The 19,326-nt window shown below is 59.4% G+C and carries 18 protein-coding genes; 8 read left to right on the forward strand and 10 right to left on the reverse strand.

Translation table 11 applies throughout. From position 1 onward, the window contains the following. Positions 1 to 80: 80 nt before the first annotated feature. The 5 genes from ACRESD_RS04050 to colR form a co-directional block, all read right to left on the reverse strand. Positions 81 to 308, reverse strand: coding sequence for a hypothetical protein (locus ACRESD_RS04050; RefSeq protein WP_431749745.1), 228 nt, complete (start codon positions 306 to 308; stop codon positions 81 to 83). Then, a complete protein-coding gene (locus ACRESD_RS04055; RefSeq protein WP_431749746.1) occupies positions 305 to 1,024 on the reverse strand; it encodes a lipopolysaccharide kinase InaA family protein in 720 nt (239 codons plus the stop codon). Before ACRESD_RS04055 ends, ACRESD_RS04050 begins: the two co-directional genes overlap by 4 nt. 4 nt (positions 1,025 to 1,028) lie before the next feature. Further along, complete coding sequence (locus ACRESD_RS04060) at positions 1,029 to 1,709, reverse strand: class I SAM-dependent methyltransferase (RefSeq protein WP_431749747.1); 681 nt, start codon at positions 1,707 to 1,709, stop codon at positions 1,029 to 1,031. Positions 1,710 to 1,897: 188 nt separating this feature from the next. Then, entirely contained in the window at positions 1,898 to 3,178 is a 1,281-nt protein-coding gene (locus ACRESD_RS04065) for a sensor histidine kinase (protein WP_431749748.1), read from the reverse strand. Next, positions 3,168 to 3,851, reverse strand: coding sequence for a two-component system response regulator ColR (colR, locus tag ACRESD_RS04070; RefSeq protein WP_431749749.1), 684 nt, complete (start codon positions 3,849 to 3,851; stop codon positions 3,168 to 3,170). The genes ACRESD_RS04065 and colR overlap by 11 nt, the downstream gene beginning before the upstream one ends. Positions 3,852 to 4,056: 205 nt before the next feature. Between colR and ACRESD_RS04075 the strand changes: the two genes are divergently transcribed. The 4 genes from ACRESD_RS04075 to ACRESD_RS04090 all read left to right on the forward strand — a co-directional run bounded on the left by ACRESD_RS04075 (position 4,057) and on the right by ACRESD_RS04090 (position 9,579). Next, positions 4,057 to 5,997, forward strand: a complete 1,941-nt coding sequence (locus tag ACRESD_RS04075) for an LTA synthase family protein (RefSeq protein WP_431749750.1) — start codon at positions 4,057 to 4,059, stop codon at positions 5,995 to 5,997. Positions 5,998 to 6,075: 78 nt separating this feature from the next. After that, entirely contained in the window at positions 6,076 to 6,774 is a 699-nt protein-coding gene (locus ACRESD_RS04080; protein ID WP_431749751.1) for a response regulator, read from the forward strand. Continuing rightward, entirely contained in the window at positions 6,764 to 8,065 is a 1,302-nt protein-coding gene (locus ACRESD_RS04085; protein WP_431749752.1) for a sensor histidine kinase, read from the forward strand. Before ACRESD_RS04080 ends, ACRESD_RS04085 begins: the two co-directional genes overlap by 11 nt. Before the next feature lie 86 nt (positions 8,066 to 8,151). Next, positions 8,152 to 9,579, forward strand: a complete 1,428-nt coding sequence (locus ACRESD_RS04090) for a glycosyl hydrolase family 8 (protein ID WP_431749753.1) — start codon at positions 8,152 to 8,154, stop codon at positions 9,577 to 9,579. A 76-nt stretch (positions 9,580 to 9,655) separates the two neighbouring features. On the opposite strand, the gene groL is transcribed toward ACRESD_RS04090, so the two are convergent. The 5 genes from groL to ACRESD_RS04115 form a co-directional block, all read right to left on the reverse strand. Beyond that, positions 9,656 to 11,302, reverse strand: a complete 1,647-nt coding sequence (gene groL / locus ACRESD_RS04095; protein WP_431749754.1) for a chaperonin GroEL — start codon at positions 11,300 to 11,302, stop codon at positions 9,656 to 9,658. A 50-nt stretch (positions 11,303 to 11,352) separates the two neighbouring features. Then, positions 11,353 to 11,649 (reverse strand): co-chaperone GroES, encoded by a 297-nt coding sequence (locus ACRESD_RS04100; protein WP_016975516.1) that lies wholly within the window; start codon positions 11,647 to 11,649, stop codon positions 11,353 to 11,355. Positions 11,650 to 11,896: 247 nt separating this feature from the next. Beyond that, positions 11,897 to 12,373 (reverse strand): FxsA family protein, encoded by a 477-nt coding sequence (locus ACRESD_RS04105; RefSeq protein WP_053257817.1) that lies wholly within the window; start codon positions 12,371 to 12,373, stop codon positions 11,897 to 11,899. Positions 12,374 to 12,439: 66 nt separating this feature from the next. Then, complete coding sequence (locus tag ACRESD_RS04110; RefSeq protein ID WP_431749755.1) at positions 12,440 to 13,171, reverse strand: HugZ family protein; 732 nt, start codon at positions 13,169 to 13,171, stop codon at positions 12,440 to 12,442. A 103-nt stretch (positions 13,172 to 13,274) separates the two neighbouring features. Next, entirely contained in the window at positions 13,275 to 14,282 is a 1,008-nt protein-coding gene (locus ACRESD_RS04115; RefSeq protein WP_431749756.1) for a DUF481 domain-containing protein, read from the reverse strand. 145 nt (positions 14,283 to 14,427) lie between these two features. On the opposite strand from ACRESD_RS04115, the gene ACRESD_RS04120 reads away from it, so the two are divergent. The 4 genes from ACRESD_RS04120 to ACRESD_RS04135 all read left to right on the forward strand — a co-directional run bounded on the left by ACRESD_RS04120 (position 14,428) and on the right by ACRESD_RS04135 (position 19,251). After that, entirely contained in the window at positions 14,428 to 14,790 is a 363-nt protein-coding gene (locus tag ACRESD_RS04120) for an MGMT family protein (protein ID WP_431749757.1), read from the forward strand. Positions 14,791 to 14,833: 43 nt separating this feature from the next. Beyond that, the gene (locus ACRESD_RS04125; protein WP_431749758.1) at positions 14,834 to 16,366 is read left to right on the forward strand and encodes an AmpG family muropeptide MFS transporter; all 1,533 of its coding nucleotides are present in this window, start codon (positions 14,834 to 14,836) and stop codon (positions 16,364 to 16,366) included. Positions 16,367 to 16,561: 195 nt separating this feature from the next. Then, on the forward strand, positions 16,562 to 18,277 hold the full coding sequence (locus tag ACRESD_RS04130; RefSeq protein ID WP_431749759.1) for a proline--tRNA ligase: 1,716 nt from the start codon (positions 16,562 to 16,564) through the stop codon (positions 18,275 to 18,277). A 20-nt stretch (positions 18,278 to 18,297) separates the two neighbouring features. Next, a complete protein-coding gene (locus ACRESD_RS04135) occupies positions 18,298 to 19,251 on the forward strand; it encodes a hypothetical protein (RefSeq protein ID WP_431749760.1) in 954 nt (317 codons plus the stop codon). The last annotated feature ends 75 nt before the right edge of the window (positions 19,252 to 19,326 follow it).

A 19,326-nucleotide genomic window follows, 5' to 3' on the forward strand; every position in this document is an offset into this window, starting at 1 on the left:
GGTTTAACCGCGCCCGAAACAAAAAAGGGCCTCGCTTCGCAAGGCCCTTCCCGGGGGTTTGAATCGTTTCAACGGTTTTTTCAACTCTGCGGCCTCATCCTTTGAGACATCCCGAACATGAACAACAGCAGATCATGATCGGGCCTTGCCGTAACGTTCGCCTTGGCGACACGCGGCAGCAGGCATTGCCCGCTACCTTGCACCGCACTGAGCACTTGTGTGCGAGGTTGCTCCCACGCAGCCAGGGCCAGGGCTGCAATACCCAACGCACCGACCAGAAACAAACCTCGTGCTATTTCTAGCTTCATCTGGTTAAACCCTTGATAGCGCTGCCAAACGCCGTCTCGTAAAAGTAGCTGAGTTTTTTCCAGTCGGTATCGTTCCACGACGAATGGCGGCGCAGTTGCAGCATGTCGTGGGAAGCGGCCCGATAAGCGGTCAGACGCTGGCGGCACTTTTCAAAGTCCAGCAGCGCGACTTCCACATTGGCCGACTCGCCTTCACCCGTCACCCGTACAAAGATGTGCTTGATATACAGGCAGCCGTGCTGCCAACGGCCCTTGTGCATACGCGCCAGGGTACCGGCCAGCTCCTTGAGGACACGCTCATGGACGATCTCGCCGTACTGTTCACGGCCACCAGCGGCATACCAGTTTTCGATCTCGTCGAAACCGTCCAGGGCTGCCGTCACCAACAGTGCCTTCCACTGATGCTCCGGGTCGCGACGTGCTTCGCAAAACACCAGCTCTGGTACACGAACATCGAGTAAACGCAGGCCTTTGAGGGCATCACGCTCACGTAGCACGGTCGGGCGGCCGAACGGGTGGAGCCAACTGCGGTAGATGTGCCCGGTCTGGCGTTTGCTGTAGAGCAACCGACCGTTGCTACTGATGACCCGCTGCACACCACTTTCACCGCCACGTCGGCGATTGGGTTCCTCGACCCACTCACCCTTCTGGCGCCAGAAATAATCAAACCGCTCCTCGGGAGCTACGTGACTACCTGCTACGCACTCAACTGCCATCCTGTTACCTCTTACGCAATACATACACTCGCCACATGGCGTAGAGCGGCATGAAATCCAGGGACTCCTGGATACGGAAACCGGCCTGCTCGAATTCTGCCTCGACAGTAGCAGCCGGTAACACAAACCGGTTTTGGTAACCTTCCTGCTCACCTCGTTCGCGACGCCGTGCTTCCGTACGCTTGCGCCTCCAGGCTTTGAAATTGCCATCGACCCAAAGCGAGAGGATCACGCTGTCACGCGTCACACGTTGAAACTCCTGCAATATCGCCAGCCTATGCTCCGCATCACCGATGTGGTGCATCAGCCGCATGCAGAAAATACTGTCGACTGAGTTGTCTGGCAAATCGATATCAAAGGCAGACGTCTGCAAAGGGCGTACCCGTTTCACCACATCCGCCGGTTGAGCGGCCGTGGCCACCTTCAACATCGACGCCGAATTGTCAGCCCCGATAATCACACGGTTGGGTTTTTCGGCCAGCAATGGCCAGAAACGTCCGGCGCCGCAAGGCAGGTCCAGGACCAACCCAGGCTCACCGGCCATGGCCAGCGCGCCGCGTGCCAATTGCTCGTCGCGTTTGTGGGACAACCGGCGAGCCAGATTGTCCTGATGCTTGAGCAAATATTCCTGCGCGTGCTGATCGTCGTACTTTTCGGAAAATTCGAGCTTGATAGGGGAAGGCATCGCAAGTCTCCAGTTACTGATGCCTACAACCTTAAGCAGCAAACTGTGATCAACAGGTCAACCCATTGTGAAAAACTTGTCCTGTCCAACCCCATACATTTCAAGACTTTACAGACACATTCGATATCATCGGGCCATCTTCGCCGAAAAACACGGAAACTGCCGCAGCATAGCGGCAGGCGGGAGGGTCAAGGCTTGACCTGGCTCAACTCGACATGAAAGCGGCAACCATTGGGCTCCATGGTGCTGAGGCTGACGCTCCAGCCCTGGCTCTCGCAGATACGTTGCACCAGCGACAAGCCCAGCCCCAGTCCCTCGCCGCGCTTTTCGCTACCACGCACAAAAGGCTCGAACATTGCCTCGCGCTTGTCCTCTGGAATGCCGACACCGGAGTCTTCGACAATGAACCCGCTCGGTTCCAGGGTGAGGCGGATAAACCCTTGTTCGGTGTAATGCAGGGCGTTGCGCAACAGGTTGCCCATCACTGCATGCAAGAACGTGGTGTTGTAGCGGGTAGCCAAGGGGTTGCCCGGCAGGTAAATCAACTCCAAGCCTTTTTGCTCGATGGGTTCGCGCCAGATACCGAGCAAGTCATCGGCCACCTGCGTGAGGTTGACCTGCGGCGACATGGCCGCATCATCATGTTTGGCGCGGGCCAGCATCAAGAAGGTTTGCACCAGTTCACGCATTTCTTCACTGGCACGGGCAATACGCTCGACCTGGGCACGGCCGCGCTGATCGATGGCCGGGTTCTCCAGCAACAGTTCGCAAGAGCTGGCCAGCACCATCAGGGGTGTGCGCAATTCATGGCTCACGTCGCTGGTGAACAATTGCTCACGGGACAACGCCTGACGCAAGCGGCCGAGTGTGGCATCGAAGGCCACGGCCAGTTCGCCCACTTCATCGGCCGCATAATCCGGGGCCAATGGCGGCGCGAGGCCAAGCAACTGGTCACGATGACGAACCTGGCGGGCCAGACGCACCACCGGAGCCATCACCTTGCGCGCCAGGACCCAACCGAGGAACACCGCCAGCGCCAGGCTGAGTACGAACCCCACCAGCACCACGGCAAACAACACGCGCTCACGCTCTTCAAAATCGCTCTGGTCTTGCAACAGCACATAACGCCGGCCGTCGACCACTTCGACCATGGCGTGATACGACAGCGACTCGCGGAACACCTCATGAAAGCCTGGGTCCAGGTGCCGCAAATCCTTGGGCAGTTCGAAATCGCCGCGCCCGCCGCTGAAATAGAACAGCTGGTCCGGCTCCGGCCGGTGGCTCCAGTCTTCGACACTGTCCATCAACAGCAGCCGTTGCAGGTCGCCGCCCAGGCCCGCCGAGATCAACTTCTCTTCCACCAGGTGCACGGTCGCAACAATGCCCATGGCGAAAGCCCCTGCCACCAACGCGCTCATCAAGGCAAAAGCGATGATGATCCGCTGGGCAAGGCTTTGCTTAAACTCCATCACGGCCCTCGGCCAGGCGATAACCCACACCGTGCACCGTTTGCAGCAATGGCTTGGAGAAAGGTTTATCGATCACTTGGCGCAACTGGTGAACGTGGCTGCGCAGGCTGTCGCTGTCCGGACAGTCATCGCCCCACAGCGCTTCTTCGAGAATTTCCCGGCGCAACACATGCGGGCTTTTCTGCATCAGCACCGCCAACAGTTTCAGGCCGACCGGGTTGAGCTTGAGCAGGCGCCCTTCGCGGGTGACTTCCAGGGTATCCAGGTCGTAGTGCAAATCGCCCACCTGCAGGGCGCGACGGCCACCGCCCTGGGCACGGCGCAGCACGGCTTCAATGCGTGCTGCCAATTCGGACAAGGCAAACGGCTTGAGCAGGTAATCATCGGCGCCGGACTTGAAGCCCTGCAGCCGGTCATCCAATTGATCGCGGGCGGTGAGCATAATCACCGGTGTGTCACGGCGTGCGTCTTCGCGCAGGCGTTTGCACAAGGTGTAGCCATCGATGCCAGGCAGCATGATGTCGAGCACGATCAGGTCGTAATGCTCGGTCGCCGCCAGGTGCAAGCCCGACAAACCATCCTGCGCGCAGTCAACGGTATAGCCCTTGAGCCCCAGGTAATCCGCCAGGTTGGCCAGAATATCGCGGTTGTCTTCAACCAATAAAATTCGCATGGGCAATGTCTCCGTACTGTCGTGCCAGTCTTGTTGGCTCGCGCAGCTTAAGGCCAAGTGGAGCGCAGGGATAGACCTGAGGGGCTCATCGATTAATGATTTCAACCAGCTTTATGATTTAATGAGTTTTTCACTATAGCTTCACGCACTGGCGACAGCGCAGAGCCGAAGATCATCACCCATCGATATAAGGATTACTCTGGACATGGGGTTTCTCAAAACAGCGCCTATGCGCTATCTGCTGCTCGTCACGGGCGCGTGGCTGGTTATTTTCCTGCTCACCCGCAGCGTCCTGCTGCTGACGCACCTGAACGAAGTCGATGGCAACCTGCTGCCAGTGTTTGGCGTGGGTTTGCTGTACGACTTGGGCTTCCTGACCTATGCAGCCTTGCCGCTGGGCCTGTATTTGCTGCTGTGCCCACCAGGTTTGTGGCGCCGCCGCGGCCATCGCTGGTTCCTGCAAGGAGTGCTGACGGTCAGCCTGTTCGCCATGCTGTTTACCTCGGTGGCCGAATGGCTGTTCTGGGACGAGTTTGGTGTGCGCTTCAACTTTATCGCCGTGGATTACCTGGTGTATTCCGACGAGGTGTTGAACAACCTGCTGGAGTCTTACCCGATCGGCAAGCTGCTCAGTCTGTTGGCGATGCTGGCCGTGGTACTGAGCGTAGCGCTGCGCAAACCGCTCAACGCCGCGTTGAATGCCCCGTTGCCGCCGATGCGCGGCCGCTTGCTGAGTGTCTTGAGCCTGTTGATCGTCGCCGGCCTCAGCTTGCAGCTGATCAGCCAGGACAGCCCGCGCACCCAAGGTGGCAATGCCTACAAGAACGAACTGGCCAGTAATGGCCCTTATCAGTTCTTCGCAGCGTTCCGGAACAACGAGCTGGACTACACGCAGTTCTACACAAGCCTGCCCACCGAGGTCGTTGCCAAACAGTTGCGTACGGAACTGAGCGAGCCCAACGCGCGGTTTGTCGGCAAAGACCCGCTGGATATCCGCCGCGCCATCGATAACCCCGGCACCTTGCGCAAACCCAATATCGTACTGGTGACCATCGAAAGCTTCAGCGCCAAATACATGGGCAGCAACGGTGATGGCCGTAACCTCACGCCTAACCTCGATGCGCTGCGCCAACAAAGCCTGTACTTCAATAACTTCTACGCCACCGGCACACGTACCGACCGGGGCCTGGAAGCTATCACCCTGGCCATTCCTCCGACGCCTGGACGCTCGATCGTCAAGCGCATCGGCCGGGAAAGCGGCTTTGCCAGCCTGGGCCAACAGCTCAGTGCCATTGGCTACGACAGCGTGTTTGTCTACGGCGGGCGCGGTTACTTCGACAATATGAACGCCTTCTTCAGCGGCAACGGTTATCGGGTCGTGGACCAGAGCAGCGTGCCCGAGTCGGAAATCTCGTTCAAAAACGCCTGGGGCATGGCCGACGAAGATCTCTACCGCCAGACGCTGAAACTGGCCGATGCCGACTACGCCAAGCAGCAGCCGTTTTTGCTGCAATTGATGACCACGTCCAACCATCGCCCTTACACCTACCCGGACGGGCGGATAGATATCAAATCCGGCAAGGGCCGCGACGGTGCCGTCAAATACACCGACCACGCCATCGGCCAGTTCCTCGAGGCCGCACGCCAGAAGCCATGGTTCGATAACACGATCTTCGTGTTCGTCGCCGACCACACGGCGGGCAGCGCGGGCAAGGAAGACCTGCCGATCACCAATTACCAGATCCCGCTGTTTATCTACGCGCCGAAGCTGATCGACGCACGGGAAACTGCGCAACTGGCCAGCCAGATCGACTTGGCGCCGACCCTGTTGGGCCTGCTCAACCTGAGCTACGAGTCGACCTTCTTCGGTCGCAACCTGCTACAGGACAACTCGCTGCCACCGCGCGTGGTGGTCGGTAACTACCAGCACCTGGGGTTGTTTGACGGCAAGGACCTGGCAATCCTCAGCCCGCGCCAAGGCTTGCGTCGTCACGATCAAGCCCTGGGTGAGAGCCAGGAGTTGCGCGTCGGCAGCGATGACCCGTTGATCCAGCGGGCCATCACCTACTATCAAGCCGCCAGCTACGGTTACACCCAGCAGCTGCTGAGCTGGAAAGCGCCCAAGGACGCGACACCGGCCCACTGATAAATCCCGCTGCGCCCTTGCCTCGCCCCAGGCAAGGGCGTAACACTTGCGGCCTTGCTCCGGCGACGGCCCCATTTCATGTCCGACACCCTCCTGCTAATTGAAGACGACCGCCCACTGGCTGCACTGACGGCCGAGTTTCTGCGCGCCGAAGGTTTTACCGTCGCGGTGGAGCACCGTGGCGATCGAGCCGCCCAGCGCATTCTCGACGAACAGCCGGCCCTGTTGATCCTGGACGTGATGTTGCCGGGTATCGACGGTTTCACCCTGTGCCGACAAATTCGCAGCCAGTACCCCGGGCTGATCCTGATGATGACCGCACTGGATGAAAACGCCGAACAATTGACCGGCTTCAATGTCGGTGCGGACGACTATGTGGTCAAACCCGTCGACCCACTGCTATTGCTGGCGCGTATTCGCTCGCTGCTGCGCCGCCACCCGCAAGCACCCCGCGCCACTTACCAATGGGGCAGTTTCCGCCTGGACCTGAATAGCCACTTCGCTTGGCTCAAAGACACCCCTTTGCAGTTTTCAGTGGCCGAGTTCGAATTGCTGGCGATTTTCGCCCGCCATTGCGGCGTGTTGCTGACCCGGGAAAAACTGCTCCAGAGCCTACGCGGCCTGGAGTACGACGGGCTCAACCGCTCCATAGATATGCGCGTGTCGCGTCTGCGTAAAAAACTGATGAACCTGGCCTGCCCGGTGACCATCCAGACCATCACGGCCCAAGGCTATCTATTTGTCGAAATCCCACAGGGCGGCCAAGATGCTGTCTAAAGTGCGTCCTTGGATGGCCGTCGTGGCGGGCACAGCTTGGGCGACCTTGACGTGTTATCTATTGTGGCTGTGCGCCAACGCCTCGGTGTTTGTCGGTGAAGACAGTTTTTTGCGCTTGATGGCAGGGCCGGGCTACCTGGTGGCCGAGCAGCTCAAAGCCTTGCCGGCCGACCAACGTGAAGCGCGCATGGACACCCTGCGCGCACATTTCCAGTACCCCGTGGCGCTGGTCACGCTGGATGAGGTCGAGCTGCCGCCAGAAGCCTTGGTCATGCTGGAACATCAACAGCCGGCGCTCAATAGCGACGAAGACATCACCTACTTCCCGTTGGACGACGACACCGTGATCCAATTCGGCCCCATGTGGGGCACGGCTGAGGTCGATGACCTGCTGAAGTTTCCCATTTACTGGATAACGGCAGGCGTCGCCGGCCTGCCGGTGCTATTGCTGCTCTGGGTCGGCTTACGCGCGCACCACCGGCGCACCATCGAACTGAGCCGGCTCAATGCCTGCCTGGGCACGCTGGCGCACACGCCCAATGTGATGTTGCCCGCCATGGGCAAGGAATGGGCGCCACTGCTGCAGACGCTGCAACAACATGCCCAGGACATCAGCGCCATGGGCGAACGCCACCGCGAAGTCTCCCAGGCCGTGTCCCATGAACTGCGCACGCCCCTGGCGCGCATGCGCTTTGCCTTGACCCTGCTGGGCAAAAGTGAAGACCCGCCCACGCGTACCCGACTTCAGGAGCGCTTGCTGATCGACGTCGAAGAACTGGAAGCCTTGGTGCGTGCCAGCCTGGCTTTCGCGCGAATGGCCGGCTCCCCGTCAGACCTGCACCACGAGCCCATCCGCATCCGCGAGTGGCTGCATCAGGAATTTGCCCTACTGGATGGACATCAGCGCCGCCTGAGCCTGGAGACCGACCCACCGGAGCTGGAACTGATCGGCGACCGTGCACTGCTGCACCTGATCGTGCGCAACCTGCTGAGCAACGCCATCACCTACGCCCGCGACCAGGTGTGTGTCAGCGCGGCCTACCATGGACAACACCACCTGATCCTGCATGTCGATGATGACGGCCCAGGGATCGTGGCGGAGAACCGCGAAAAAATCTTCGAACCCTTCGTACGGCTGGCCATGGGCGGCGACGCGCCAAGCGGCTTCGGCCTTGGCCTGGCGCTGGCTAAACGGGCGACCCAGTGGCACCGCGGTGAACTCTCGGTGGCCCGCAGCCCGCTGGGTGGCGCACGCCTGAGCCTGATCCTGCCGCTGCGCCCGCCTCTATAGCCCATCGCGTGTTACAGCCTGTGACAGCGAACAGTTCGCATCGCCCGTAACCTCGCCACCTGAATTCCAGGTTGGAGAGCCCGTTCATGCGTCCCCCGAAAAAACATCTGCCCAGGCTGATGGGGTCATTGTGCATTGCCGCCAGCGCATTGCTGGCCAGCGATGCCTGGGCTTTTAACCAGGCGGCGCCCTATCACGCCGGCTCTATCAAGCCCAACCACCTGTCCCAGGCAGTCATGGACCAGCAACTGACCCGGTTCTACAAGGAATGGAAGGCGCTTTACCTGTCCACCGAATGTGGCAACGACCGCTATTTCATCAAGGTCAACGCCGACGGCAAACCGGTGGGCGGCGGCACGGCCCCACACACCATTACCGTGTCCGAAGCCCACGGCTATGGCATGTTGCTCAGCGTGATGATGGCCGAGCAAGACCCGGACGCGCAGAAAATTTTTGACGGCATGGTGCGCTACTTCAAAGACCATCCGGCTAAATCCGACCCCGGGCTGATGGCCTGGAATCAGGTCGAAGGCTGCGGCAATTCCACGGGCAAGTTCCGTGGCAACGCCAGCGCCACTGACGGTGACCTGGATATCGCCTACGCCCTATTGCTGGCAGACCAGGCCTGGGGCAGCCAAGGCGCGATTGACTACCGCAGCCAAGCCAATCAAGTGCTGGCGGCGATCATGCACCATGAGGTACACCCTCGAACCCATCATCTGCTACTGGGTGACTGGGCTGGCACCGATGGCGATTCCGAACTCGAATATGCCACCCGCAGCTCGGACTTCATGCAGTCGCACCTCAACAGTTTTTTTGCGATGACGGGGGATAAACGCTGGTTGGCCGTTCGCGACAAGACCTACTCGATCATCAACACGTTCACTGAGCGTTACAGCGCGGGCAGCGCCCTGCTACCCGACTTTGTCAGCCATCTGGATACGTCGATTACGCCGGCCCGCGCCGACCTGCTGGAGGGTAAAAACGATGGCGATTACGCCTGGAATGCGGCGCGCTATCCGTGGCGCGTCGGCCTGGATTACCTGATGTATGGCGACGCACGCGCACTGGACACCTTGACCACCTTCAACCAGTGGGCGCGTGCCACCACGGGCGATCAGCCAGGCCGGTTCAACAACGGCTACCGGGTCGACGGCAGCACGCTCGACGAAGACCAGAATGATCCGGCGTATATCTCCGCCTTGGGGGTCAGCGCCATGATCAGCCCCGGCAATCAACCCTGGCTCAATAACATCTGGGACAATTTGCAACACCGCCCGCTCAAGGCCCATGACTACTACGCCAATACGCTCAAGTTGCTGGGCATGGTGGTCATGTCCGGCCACTGGGAGCGGCCCAGGCCTGCACCCACCAAAAGGACCGCGCACGTGCCTGTTCATCAGCCACTCGACCAAGCTGTATCGCAACCCTTGGCACTTATGCCGAGTGCCCAACTGACCTTGGCACGGGGCTTCATGTTCAAGAAGCTGTTACGGCGCCGCTCAATCGGCTGAGCCATGAACACCCCCATAAAAAAACCCCGCCTGCATCACTGCAGGCGGGGTTTTTCAGGTGCCGGGTAAGGCTGGCTTACATCATGCCGCCCATGCCACCCATGCCGCCCATGTCTGGCATACCGCCGCCAGCTGCGCCTTCAGCCTTCGGCTTGTCGGCAATCGCAACTTCGGTGGTCAACAGCAGACCAGCGATCGAAGCGGCTGCTTGCAACGCCGAACGGGTCACTTTGGTTGGGTCCAGGATGCCCATTTCAACCATGTCGCCGTATTCGCTGGTTGCAGCGTTATAACCGTAGTTACCTTTGCCGTTCTTCACTTCGTTGACCACAACACTTGGCTCGTCGCCGGAGTTGGAAGCGATCTGACGCAGTGGGGATTCAACGGCGCGACGCAGTACAGCGATACCGACGTTCTGATCAGCATTGTCGCCTTTCAGATCAACCAGAGCTTCCAGAGCACGGATCAGCGCAACGCCACCGCCAGGTACTACGCCTTCTTCAACGGCTGCACGGGTTGCGTGCAGGGCGTCTTCAACGCGGGCTTTCTTCTCTTTCATTTCGACTTCGGAACCAGCGCCAACCTTGATCACTGCAACGCCGCCGGACAGCTTGGCCAGACGTTCTTGCAGTTTTTCACGGTCGTAGTCGGACGAAGTTTCGGCAACCTGGGCGCGGATCTGAGTGATGCGAGCCTGGATGTCCAGCTCAACGCCAGCACCGTCAACGATGATGGTGTTTTCTTTGGAGATGGTGACGCGCTTGGCGCTACCCAGGTTTTCCAGGGTGGCGCTTTCCAGGCTCAGGCCGATCTCTTCGGAGATAACGGTACCGCCGGTCAGAACAGCGATGTCCTGCAGCATGGCCTTGCGACGGTCGCCGAAGCCTGGAGCCTTGACGGCTGCGACTTTAACGATGCCACGCATGTTGTTCACAACCAGCGTCGCCAGGGCTTCGCCTTCAACGTCTTCGGAAACGATCAGCAGTGGACGGCCAGCTTTGGCAACGGCTTCCAGCACTGGCAGCATTTCGCGGATGTTGGAGATCTTTTTGTCAACCAGCAGGATCAGCGGGCTGTCCAGCTCGGCAACCATGGTTTCTGGCTTGTTGACGAAGTACGGGGACAGGTAGCCACGGTCGAACTGCATGCCTTCTACAACCGACAGTTCGTTTTCCAGGCCAGTGCCTTCTTCAACGGTGATCACGCCTTCTTTACCGACTTTTTCCATGGCTTCGGCAATGATGTCGCCGATGGAGTTGTCGGAGTTGGCGGAGATGGTGCCTACCTGAGCGATAGCCTTGGTGTCAGCGCATGGCTTGGACAGGTTTTTCAGCTCTTTGACGATGGCGATGGTCGCCTTGTCGATGCCGCGCTTCAGGTCCATCGGGTTCATGCCGGCAGCGACGGCTTTCAGGCCTTCGTTGACAATCGACTGAGCCAGAACGGTCGCGGTGGTGGTGCCGTCGCCCGCGTCATCGTTGGCACGGGAGGCAACGTCTTTGACCAGCTGCGCGCCCATGTTTTCGAAACGGTCTTCCAGTTCGATTTCTTTGGCGACGGAAACGCCGTCCTTGGTGATGGTCGGAGCGCCGAAGCTCTTCTCGATGATCACGTTACGGCCTTTCGGGCCCAGGGTCGCTTTTACCGCGTCAGCCAGGACGTTGACACCAACGAGCATTTTCTTGCGGGCGGAATCGCCGAATTTAACTTCTTTAGCAGCCATGATCGATAATCCTTAAATACTTTGAAGTAACGGGAAAATGAGCGGGGGAATTACGCTTCCAGTACGGCGAGAATCTCGTTCTCAGCCATGACCAGCAGGTCTTCGCCGTCGACTTTCACAGTGTTGCTGCCGGAGTAAGGGCCAAATACAACCTTGTCACCGACTTTAACGGCCAGCGCACGTACTTCACCGTTTTCCAGAGTTTTGCCTGGGCCTGCAGCGACGATCACACCGTGGTTGGCTTTTTCAGCAGCCGAACCTGGCAGAACGATACCGCCAGCGGTTTTCTTTTCTTCTTCGCTGCGACGGATTACGACGCGGTCGTGCAGAGGACGAAGCTTGCTCATTGTCGATCTCTCCTAATTGTGTTTTTCATCGGCCGGTGTCAGTACCGGCGGGTTGTATTCCGGCTGTGCCGGTCGCGGCTCGCCAAGCAAGACGCGGAAGTCTGTCTGGTGTCGCCACCAGAAACCTTGCGGTGACCGTTACATAAGGGCGCATATGCTTATTACAAGGGGCCGCAAAGGAAATTTTTTGTGTCTACGGCGGGGTATAAGCAACACGGCACCCGAAGGTGCCGTGCCAATAAAGCGGTTATTTGGAGTCGCGGTGTTCGAACTCGCCTTCGATCACATCACCCTCGCGCCCCAGGGGCTGGCGCGGAGCCGGACCGCCGCGGGGTTGCAGGTCATCGGCGAAGGCTCGCTGGCGAATCGCAGCCTCTTCGGCGCGCTGGCGCATCTTGCCGGCCAGCAGTTTGCGAGTGAACGGCAGCAGCATGACCAGGCCGACCACATCGCTGATGAAACCCGGCAGGATCAACAGGCCACCGGCCAGGGCCATCATCAAGCCTTCGAGCATGGTCTGGGCCGGCAATTCGCCACGATTCAGGCTTTCACGGGCACGCAGGGCCGTGGCCAGGCCAGCGACGCGCAGCACCAGAACACCAAGCATCGAACCGGCGATAATCAGCAACAGCGCCGGGAAAAAACCGATCGCGCTGCTGACTTGAACGAATACGAACAGCTCCAACACCGGGAACAGAAGAAAGAGCAATAAAAAAGGGCGCATCAAATGGTTCCTCAACGCAAGAATGCCTTGCTAGTCCACCTTAGATGACGTCGCCATTTCGTGAATTCAAGCGTTGGCCGCGGCTTTTTTCGGCCACACCTCGGCGTGGGCCAGTGAAACCAAGGCTTCGCGCACTTGTGTCGGCGTGTTGCAAGACTCCGCAAACGGCAACCAATATAAGGATTGGCCTATACGCAGGTGCATGCCTTCGCTGTCGATACCGGCCAACTGTGCGGGCTCGGAGGTCGGCAAACCGGTCAGGTCGACGTAATGGGCGATAGCCTTGGTGTGATCGCTGTTCATGTGCTCGATCATGCTGCGCTCAGCTTTGCCGGCGAATGGGTTGGCCAGGGTCAACTGGTCGACCCAGTGAATCGCGCCAAACCCGCCGATGTAACGGTGACGCACCGGCTTGAGTACCCAGAAATCGAAATCATGGGCTTTGTGGTAGTTGGCGGAGTCGGGGAAGTAGCGGTAATAGCGCTCAGCAGCTGCGTCAATTGCCGCTTGATCGTCCAGTTTCTCGGCTTCGGCCAGATAGGTCAGGCGTCCGACTGCCTGCACATCATCAGCCTCACGCTCACCGACCAATAGCGAGCACTTCGGGTCTTTTTGCAGGTTATGGGTGTGCTGCGCAATGCGGCTGATCAGGATCAGCGGCCGGCCCTGGTCGTCCAGGCAATAAGGCACGACTGAACCGAAGGGAAAGCCGGGCATGGCTTTGGACAGTGTGGAGAGAGCCCCACGGTATTCCTTGAGCAACAGCTCTCGGGCGTTCTTGGCAACATGCGCGCTCAACGTATGACTCCTCGGGTATTCAGCCGCCCATAGCATATGGGAATGGATCTCAACACAAGGTAATCAATATCCGCGCAGGTTGCCAGAGCGCCTGGTGCAGGTTTTACCAGGCCACGCCAAACCCTGCGGTGTAGCGTGTCTTGCTCAAGCTGCTTTCCGAGTTGCCGCTGATGATGTCGCGCTCGGCCTTGAGGTTGAGCGATGCCCATTCGGTCACTTTGTAGCGCAGGCCCATTTCCGCATCCAGCGAGTATACGGATGGCCCGGCCAGTGGTTTGCCAAGCTCACCGTTGGTGAAGAACTCAACGGTCTTGCCCACCAGGTAGCGGTTGTAGTTCCACTTCATGGCCAGGGAATAGAAGTTGTCCTTGCCACCGTCGGCATATTCGTAATCGGTACGGTTGACCAGCGACCCGAGAGAGAACGCCCCTAGCTCATCATCCCAGAACTGGTAGCCCGGGCCGGTGCCCACGGTGCGCTGGCGGGACAGGTCTTCCACTTTGTCACGCTTGTAGGTCAGGCGACCCTGCCAGAACCAGTGTTCGGTGATGAAGCGGTCCAGGTCATATTCCAGCGCCCAGTTGTCGGTGGTGGTGACGTCATCCTGGAACTCGCGGTTGTACTCACCCTTCGCTGTATGGCGCCATTGACCATGACGGGCGCTGGTCTTGAAGTCGATGTCGTAGTCGTTGGTGTCTTTGTCGGCACGCTTGTAGTCCAGCGCCAAATCGACGTTGCCCTTCCACACCAGGTCTTCGATGACCGGCTTGGGCTTGATGATCTGCTGGATACTCGCCAGCTCCACGGTCTTGGGCGCTTCGCCGTTGGCCAGGACGACCTTGCCGTCGTCCGCAGCTTTCAGCGACTTGGCTTTCTCGCCGGTGTAGGCATCCTGCTTGACCAGCAGCTCCTGATCGCTCTCCAGGGTTTTCACCTGCTTCCAATCCACCGGGATCGAGCCCGCGTAGTCTGTCTGGATCAGCAGCTTGCCGCCGTCGAAGACTTTGATCTTGCCGGTCAGGCGGTCACCGTTCTTCAACCACACGGTATCGGCGAGCAAAGGTGTAGAGGCGCTGAAAACAGCAAGGCACAGCAGGGTTCTGGACAACATAAGCAGGTTCGGGACTCGGGAGTTGGCGAAAAAGGGGCGTTATCGTGTTAGATAGCAACGACTGACTCAAGGATTTATATTGAGTTCAACTCTCATCGCCATGTTTACAGACGTTTCTTACAAATCCACGAAGATCTCAACGGATATGCCCACAGTGATTCCACCTGCCGATACACCGCAAAGCCCCGCCGAGATGCGCCGCACCGCGCTGTACCTGACGCTGGCGCAAGTTCCTGAAGGCTGCGTGGTGAGTTACGGTGAACTGGCGCACTTGGCTGGCCTGGGCCGGGCCGCGCGCTGGGTGGGACGCACGTTGAGTCAGCTGCCTGAAGACACTCGGTTGCCCTGGCACCGTGTATTGGGTGCCGGCGGTCGGATAAGCCTGCCGGTGGGCAGTGCCTCAGGCGACGAACAACGTGCGCGTTTACGCAGCGAAGGCGTCAGTATCTTGAACAATCGCGTTGATATTCAGCGTCATGGCTGGCGCCCGGTAGAGCACAGCGGTTAGAGTGCGCGCTTTGTTTCCGCAAATCTGAGGCAGACTCCAGCCCATGCCCCGTAAAACCTGGCGCGCCGCGCTCGCCGCCTATGCCAGCCCCTCGACGTTAGTGTTGTTGTTGCTCGGCTTCGCCGCCGGCTTGCCTTACATGTTGGTGTTCTCGACGCTTTCCGTATGGCTGCGCGAAGCCGGTGTGGCCCGCGAGACCATTGGCTATGCGAGCCTGATCGGCCTGGCCTACGCCTTTAAATGGGTCTGGTCGCCGCTGCTCGACCAATGGCGCCTGCCGCTTCTCGGCAAGCTGGGGCGTCGTCGCTCGTGGCTGGTGCTTGCGCAGTCGCTGGTGATCCTCGGGTTAATCGGCATGGGCTTCTGCGACCCGCAAAAACACTTGTCCTGGTTGATTGCCATCGCCGTGATCGTGGCCTTCGCCTCGGCCACCCAGGACATCGCCGTAGACGCCTACCGCCTGGAAATCGCCGACGACAGCCGCCAGGCCGCCCTGGCCGCCAGCTATATGTCCGGTTATCGCATCGCGGCCCTGCTGGCCACGGCCGGTGCACTGTTCTTTGCCGAAGGTTTCGGCTCGACCGGTTTCAACTATAAGCACTCGGCCTGGACCGGCACCTATGTGCTGTTCGGTGTGCTGATGATCCCGGCGTTGCTGACCACCTTGTTCATGCGTGAACCCGACGTGCCACTGCGTACCCAACTGCAGGCTGGCCGTTACACCTTCATGCACCAACTGGTTTCGGTGTTCGTGTTGATCGTGTTGCTGGTGTCGGTCCCGGCGATGTTCACCCAGTTGTACAACACCGATTTCGCCAGCGTGCTGTTCCACGGCGTTACGCTGTGGGAGCTATTGATGGAAGACCGCGCGTTCCTGCGCGCCATCCTGTACATCATTCTCACTACCCTGTGCCTGTCGGCCATGGGCCGCCGTGGCCTGGCGCCGGTGCTGACGCCGGTCAACGACTTTATTCTGCGCTACCGCTGGCAGGCGCTGCTGCTGCTCGGATTGATTGCGAGCTACCGCATGTCCGACACGGTGATGGGTGTGATGGCGAACGTGTTCTATATCGACCAGGGCTTCACCAAGGACCAGATTGCCGGGGTCAGCAAGATCTTCGGCCTGGTCATGACCCTGCTTGGCGCCGGCATGGGCGGCCTGCTGATCGTACGTTTCGGCATTCTGCCGATCCTGTTCATCGGCGGCGTCGCCTCGGCGGCGACCAACCTGCTGTTCGTGATGCTCGCCGACATGGGCCCGGATCTGCAGATGCTGATATTCACCATTTCCCTGGATAACTTCAGCTCGGGCCTGGCCACCTCCGCGTTCGTCGCCTACCTGTCGAGCCTGACCAACCTCAAGTTCTCGGCCACCCAATACGCACTACTCAGCTCGATCATGCTGTTGCTGCCGCGCCTGATTGGCGGGTATTCCGGCGTAATGGTGGAGAAGTTCGGCTATCACAATTTCTTTATCATCACTTGCCTGCTGGGCGTGCCGACGTTGTTCCTGATTGCGCTGCACTGGTTTCAGGAAAGCCGGCGTGCGAAGTTGAGCCCTCCCGCCGAGGACTGACACACCTCGGTCAATGTGGGAGCTGGCTTGCCTGCGATAGCATCGCTGCGGTGTAACAAATACTCCGCATCGCCGGTATCGCAGGCAAGCCAACTCCCACACAAAACACCCCACGACCTCACGCCTGTACTCCGGCGACAACCGCCCGTACAATCCAGAGTCATTTCAAGTCCAAGCAACCGACAACGGCCTACCATGCGTACCAGTCAATATTTGCTCGCCACACAGAAAGAAACGCCTTCCGACGCGGTTGTGATCAGCCATCAGTTGATGCTGCGCGCCGGTATGATCCGCAAACTGGCCTCCGGCCTGTACACCTGGCTGCCCATGGGCTTGAAGGTGATGCGCAAGGTCGAAGCCATCGTTCGCGAAGAAATGAACGCCGCTGGCTCTCTGGAAGTGTTGATGCCGAGCACCCAACCGGCTGAGCTGTGGCAGGAATCCGGGCGCTGGGAAGAGTACGGCCCTGAATTGCTGCGCTTCAAGGATCGACATGGCCGCGACTTCTGCGCCGGCCCGACCCACGAAGAAGTGATCACCGACCTGATGCGCAACGAGCTGAGCAGCTACAAGCAGCTGCCGCTGAACCTGTATCAGATCCAGACCAAGTTCCGTGACGAAATCCGCCCACGCTTCGGTTTGATGCGCGGCCGTGAATTCATCATGAAGGACGCCTATTCGTTCCACGCCGACCAGGCGTCGCTGCAGGTCACCTATGACCGCATGCACCAGGCCTACTGCAACGTGTTCACGCGCCTGGGCCTGAAATTCCGCCCGGTTGAAGCGGACAACGGCTCCATCGGTGGTGCTGGCTCTCACGAATTCCACGTGCTGGCCGAGTCCGGCGAAGACGATATCGTGTTCAGCAACGGCTCCGACTACGCGGCAAACATCGAGAAAGCCGAAGCCGTGCCACGGGAAACCTCCCGCCCAGCGCCGTCTGAAGAACTGCGCCTGGTAGACACCCCGGATACCAAGACCATCGCGGCCCTGGTGGAAAAATTCAATCTGCCGATTGAAAAGACCATCAAGACCCTGATCGTGCGTGCCGAAGAAGAAGGCAAGCTGATTGCGCTGGTGATCCGTGGCGATCACGAACTCAACGAAATCAAGGCCGCCCAGCAACCTGGCGTGGCCAGCCCGCTGGTCATGGCCACCGATGCCGAACTGCGCGACGCCATTGGCGCCGGTGCCGGCTCCCTTGGCCCGTTGAACCTGCCGCTGCCGATCATCATCGACCGCTCGGTCGAACTGATGAGCGACTTCGGTATCGGCGCGAACATCGACGACAAGCACTACTTCGGCGTGAACTGGGAGCGTGACCTGCCGGTTCCGACCGTGGCCGACCTGCGTAACGTGGTCGCTGGTGATCCAAGCCCGGACGGCAAGGGCACCCTGGAAATCAAGCGCGGCATCGAAGTCGGGCACATCTTCCAGCTGGGCAACAAGTACAGCAAGGCGATGAAGTGCGAAGTGCTGGGCGAGAACGGCAAGCCGATCACCCTGGACATGGGTTGCTACGGCATTGGCGTTTCCCGCGTGGTGGCCGCTGCCATCGAGCAGAACAACGACGAGAAAGGCATCATCTGGAGTGACGCCCTGGCACCGTTCCAGGTAGCCCTGGTGCCGCTGCGTTATGAAACCGAGCAAGTACGCGAAGCCACCGACAAACTGTACGCCGAACTGACGGCGGCTGGTTTTGAAGTGCTGCTGGATGATCGGGACAAGAAGACCAGCCCGGGCATCAAGTTTGCCGACATGGAGCTGATTGGCATCCCGCATCGGATCGTGGTCAGTGACCGTGGCCTGGCGGATGGCAATCTGGAATACAAGAGCCGGACCGAAGCCGAAGCCCAACCGTTGCCGGTGGCTGACGTGCTGTCTTTCCTTCAGGCGCGTATTCGTCGCTGAAAACCAGATCAAGAGAAGTCATGTTCAAGCGAAACACCAGAGCCCTGGGGGGCGCCGCCTTGTGCGGCGCCCTGCTGGTCAGCGGCTGCGCCAACCAGATGTCGCAACGCAGTGAGCACGAGGAACGGATCGAGCGTAAGTTGCTCGATCACAGCCTGCAGATCGATGTAGGCGACCCCAAAGTGCTGGAGCTGCCGCAACGCCGGGTGCGAATTCACGAGCAAAAGACCTTTGAGGTCACCGAGTTCGAAGTTACCCGTCGTTACGACCGCTACACGCCCTACCAACCCTGGCGCAAAGTCTACGAGATGCCTTTGGGCGCCGTGGCACTGGTGGCGGGTGCGGGGGCCAACGTGGCAAATATCTTCGCTCTCGGCAACTTGCCCACCAGCATGACCCGCGACTGGCTGAGCTACGGCGTGGACGGCATCAACCCGTTCATGAACGTGCAATCCCATGGCCGTGCACAACAGAACCTGGCGGGTATCGATGAAGTCCAGCGCGACAAGCGCTTGGAGTATTCGAGCCTGCCCTGGAGCGAACGCCCGGTGCAAGTCACCGCTGGCAAGCAAACCCATGATCTGACCACCGACCGTGATGGCATCTTGCGCCTGAACCTGTTGGACAGCCCATTTGCCGAGCAGGATCTGAACCGCGTCACCACCTTGAAGATCAGCGTGGAAGATGGCCAGGACGATGTGCATTCGGACTCGACCCTGGCGATCAGCAACACCCTGCGCAGCAAGTTGCTCGAAGCCCATGGCCTGATCTACGACGACCTGGAAGACGATGAAGTCAACCAATGGGTGCACCGGGTCAAGCGTCTGTCGGAGCTGGGTCTGGAAGAGGAAGCCAGCGAACTGGAACAAAGCCTGATCGAGCTGACCCGCAATGATCCTGAGTTGCAGCAGGAATTCCTGCAGGCACTGACCAAGGATGCGGGGCGACTTGTCGCAGATCCTGGGGCTCGCTGAGATTCCTGGACCAATGTAGATCCAAATGTGGGAGGGGGCTTGCTCCCGATAGCAGTGTGTCAGCTATGCATAAAC

The organism is Pseudomonas sp., assembly GCF_050739995.1.
GTDB lineage: Bacteria > Pseudomonadota > Gammaproteobacteria > Pseudomonadales > Pseudomonadaceae > Aquipseudomonas.

Excerpts from the sequence above, each read along its gene's own strand:
- ACRESD_RS04050 (WP_431749745.1), bottom strand. The coding sequence starts at position 308 with ATGAAGCTAGAAATAGCACGAGGTTTGTTTCTGGTCGGTGCGTTGGGT.
- ACRESD_RS04055 (WP_431749746.1), bottom strand. The coding sequence starts at position 1,024 with ATGGCAGTTGAGTGCGTAGCAGGTAGTCACGTAGCTCCCGAGGAGCGG.
- ACRESD_RS04060 (WP_431749747.1), bottom strand. The coding sequence starts at position 1,709 with ATGCCTTCCCCTATCAAGCTCGAATTTTCCGAAAAGTACGACGATCAG.
- ACRESD_RS04065 (WP_431749748.1), bottom strand. The coding sequence starts at position 3,178 with ATGGAGTTTAAGCAAAGCCTTGCCCAGCGGATCATCATCGCTTTTGCC.
- colR (WP_431749749.1), bottom strand. The coding sequence starts at position 3,851 with ATGCGAATTTTATTGGTTGAAGACAACCGCGATATTCTGGCCAACCTG.
- ACRESD_RS04075 (WP_431749750.1), top strand. The coding sequence starts at position 4,057 with ATGGGGTTTCTCAAAACAGCGCCTATGCGCTATCTGCTGCTCGTCACG.
- ACRESD_RS04080 (WP_431749751.1), top strand. The coding sequence starts at position 6,076 with ATGTCCGACACCCTCCTGCTAATTGAAGACGACCGCCCACTGGCTGCA.
- ACRESD_RS04085 (WP_431749752.1), top strand. The coding sequence starts at position 6,764 with ATGCTGTCTAAAGTGCGTCCTTGGATGGCCGTCGTGGCGGGCACAGCT.
- ACRESD_RS04090 (WP_431749753.1), top strand. The coding sequence starts at position 8,152 with ATGCGTCCCCCGAAAAAACATCTGCCCAGGCTGATGGGGTCATTGTGC.
- groL (WP_431749754.1), bottom strand. The coding sequence starts at position 11,302 with ATGGCTGCTAAAGAAGTTAAATTCGGCGATTCCGCCCGCAAGAAAATG.
- ACRESD_RS04100 (WP_016975516.1), bottom strand. The coding sequence starts at position 11,649 with ATGAGCAAGCTTCGTCCTCTGCACGACCGCGTCGTAATCCGTCGCAGC.
- ACRESD_RS04105 (WP_053257817.1), bottom strand. The coding sequence starts at position 12,373 with ATGCGCCCTTTTTTATTGCTCTTTCTTCTGTTCCCGGTGTTGGAGCTG.
- ACRESD_RS04115 (WP_431749756.1), bottom strand. The coding sequence starts at position 14,282 with ATGTTGTCCAGAACCCTGCTGTGCCTTGCTGTTTTCAGCGCCTCTACA.
- ACRESD_RS04120 (WP_431749757.1), top strand. The coding sequence starts at position 14,428 with ATGCCCACAGTGATTCCACCTGCCGATACACCGCAAAGCCCCGCCGAG.
- ACRESD_RS04125 (WP_431749758.1), top strand. The coding sequence starts at position 14,834 with ATGCCCCGTAAAACCTGGCGCGCCGCGCTCGCCGCCTATGCCAGCCCC.
- ACRESD_RS04130 (WP_431749759.1), top strand. The coding sequence starts at position 16,562 with ATGCGTACCAGTCAATATTTGCTCGCCACACAGAAAGAAACGCCTTCC.
- ACRESD_RS04135 (WP_431749760.1), top strand. The coding sequence starts at position 18,298 with ATGTTCAAGCGAAACACCAGAGCCCTGGGGGGCGCCGCCTTGTGCGGC.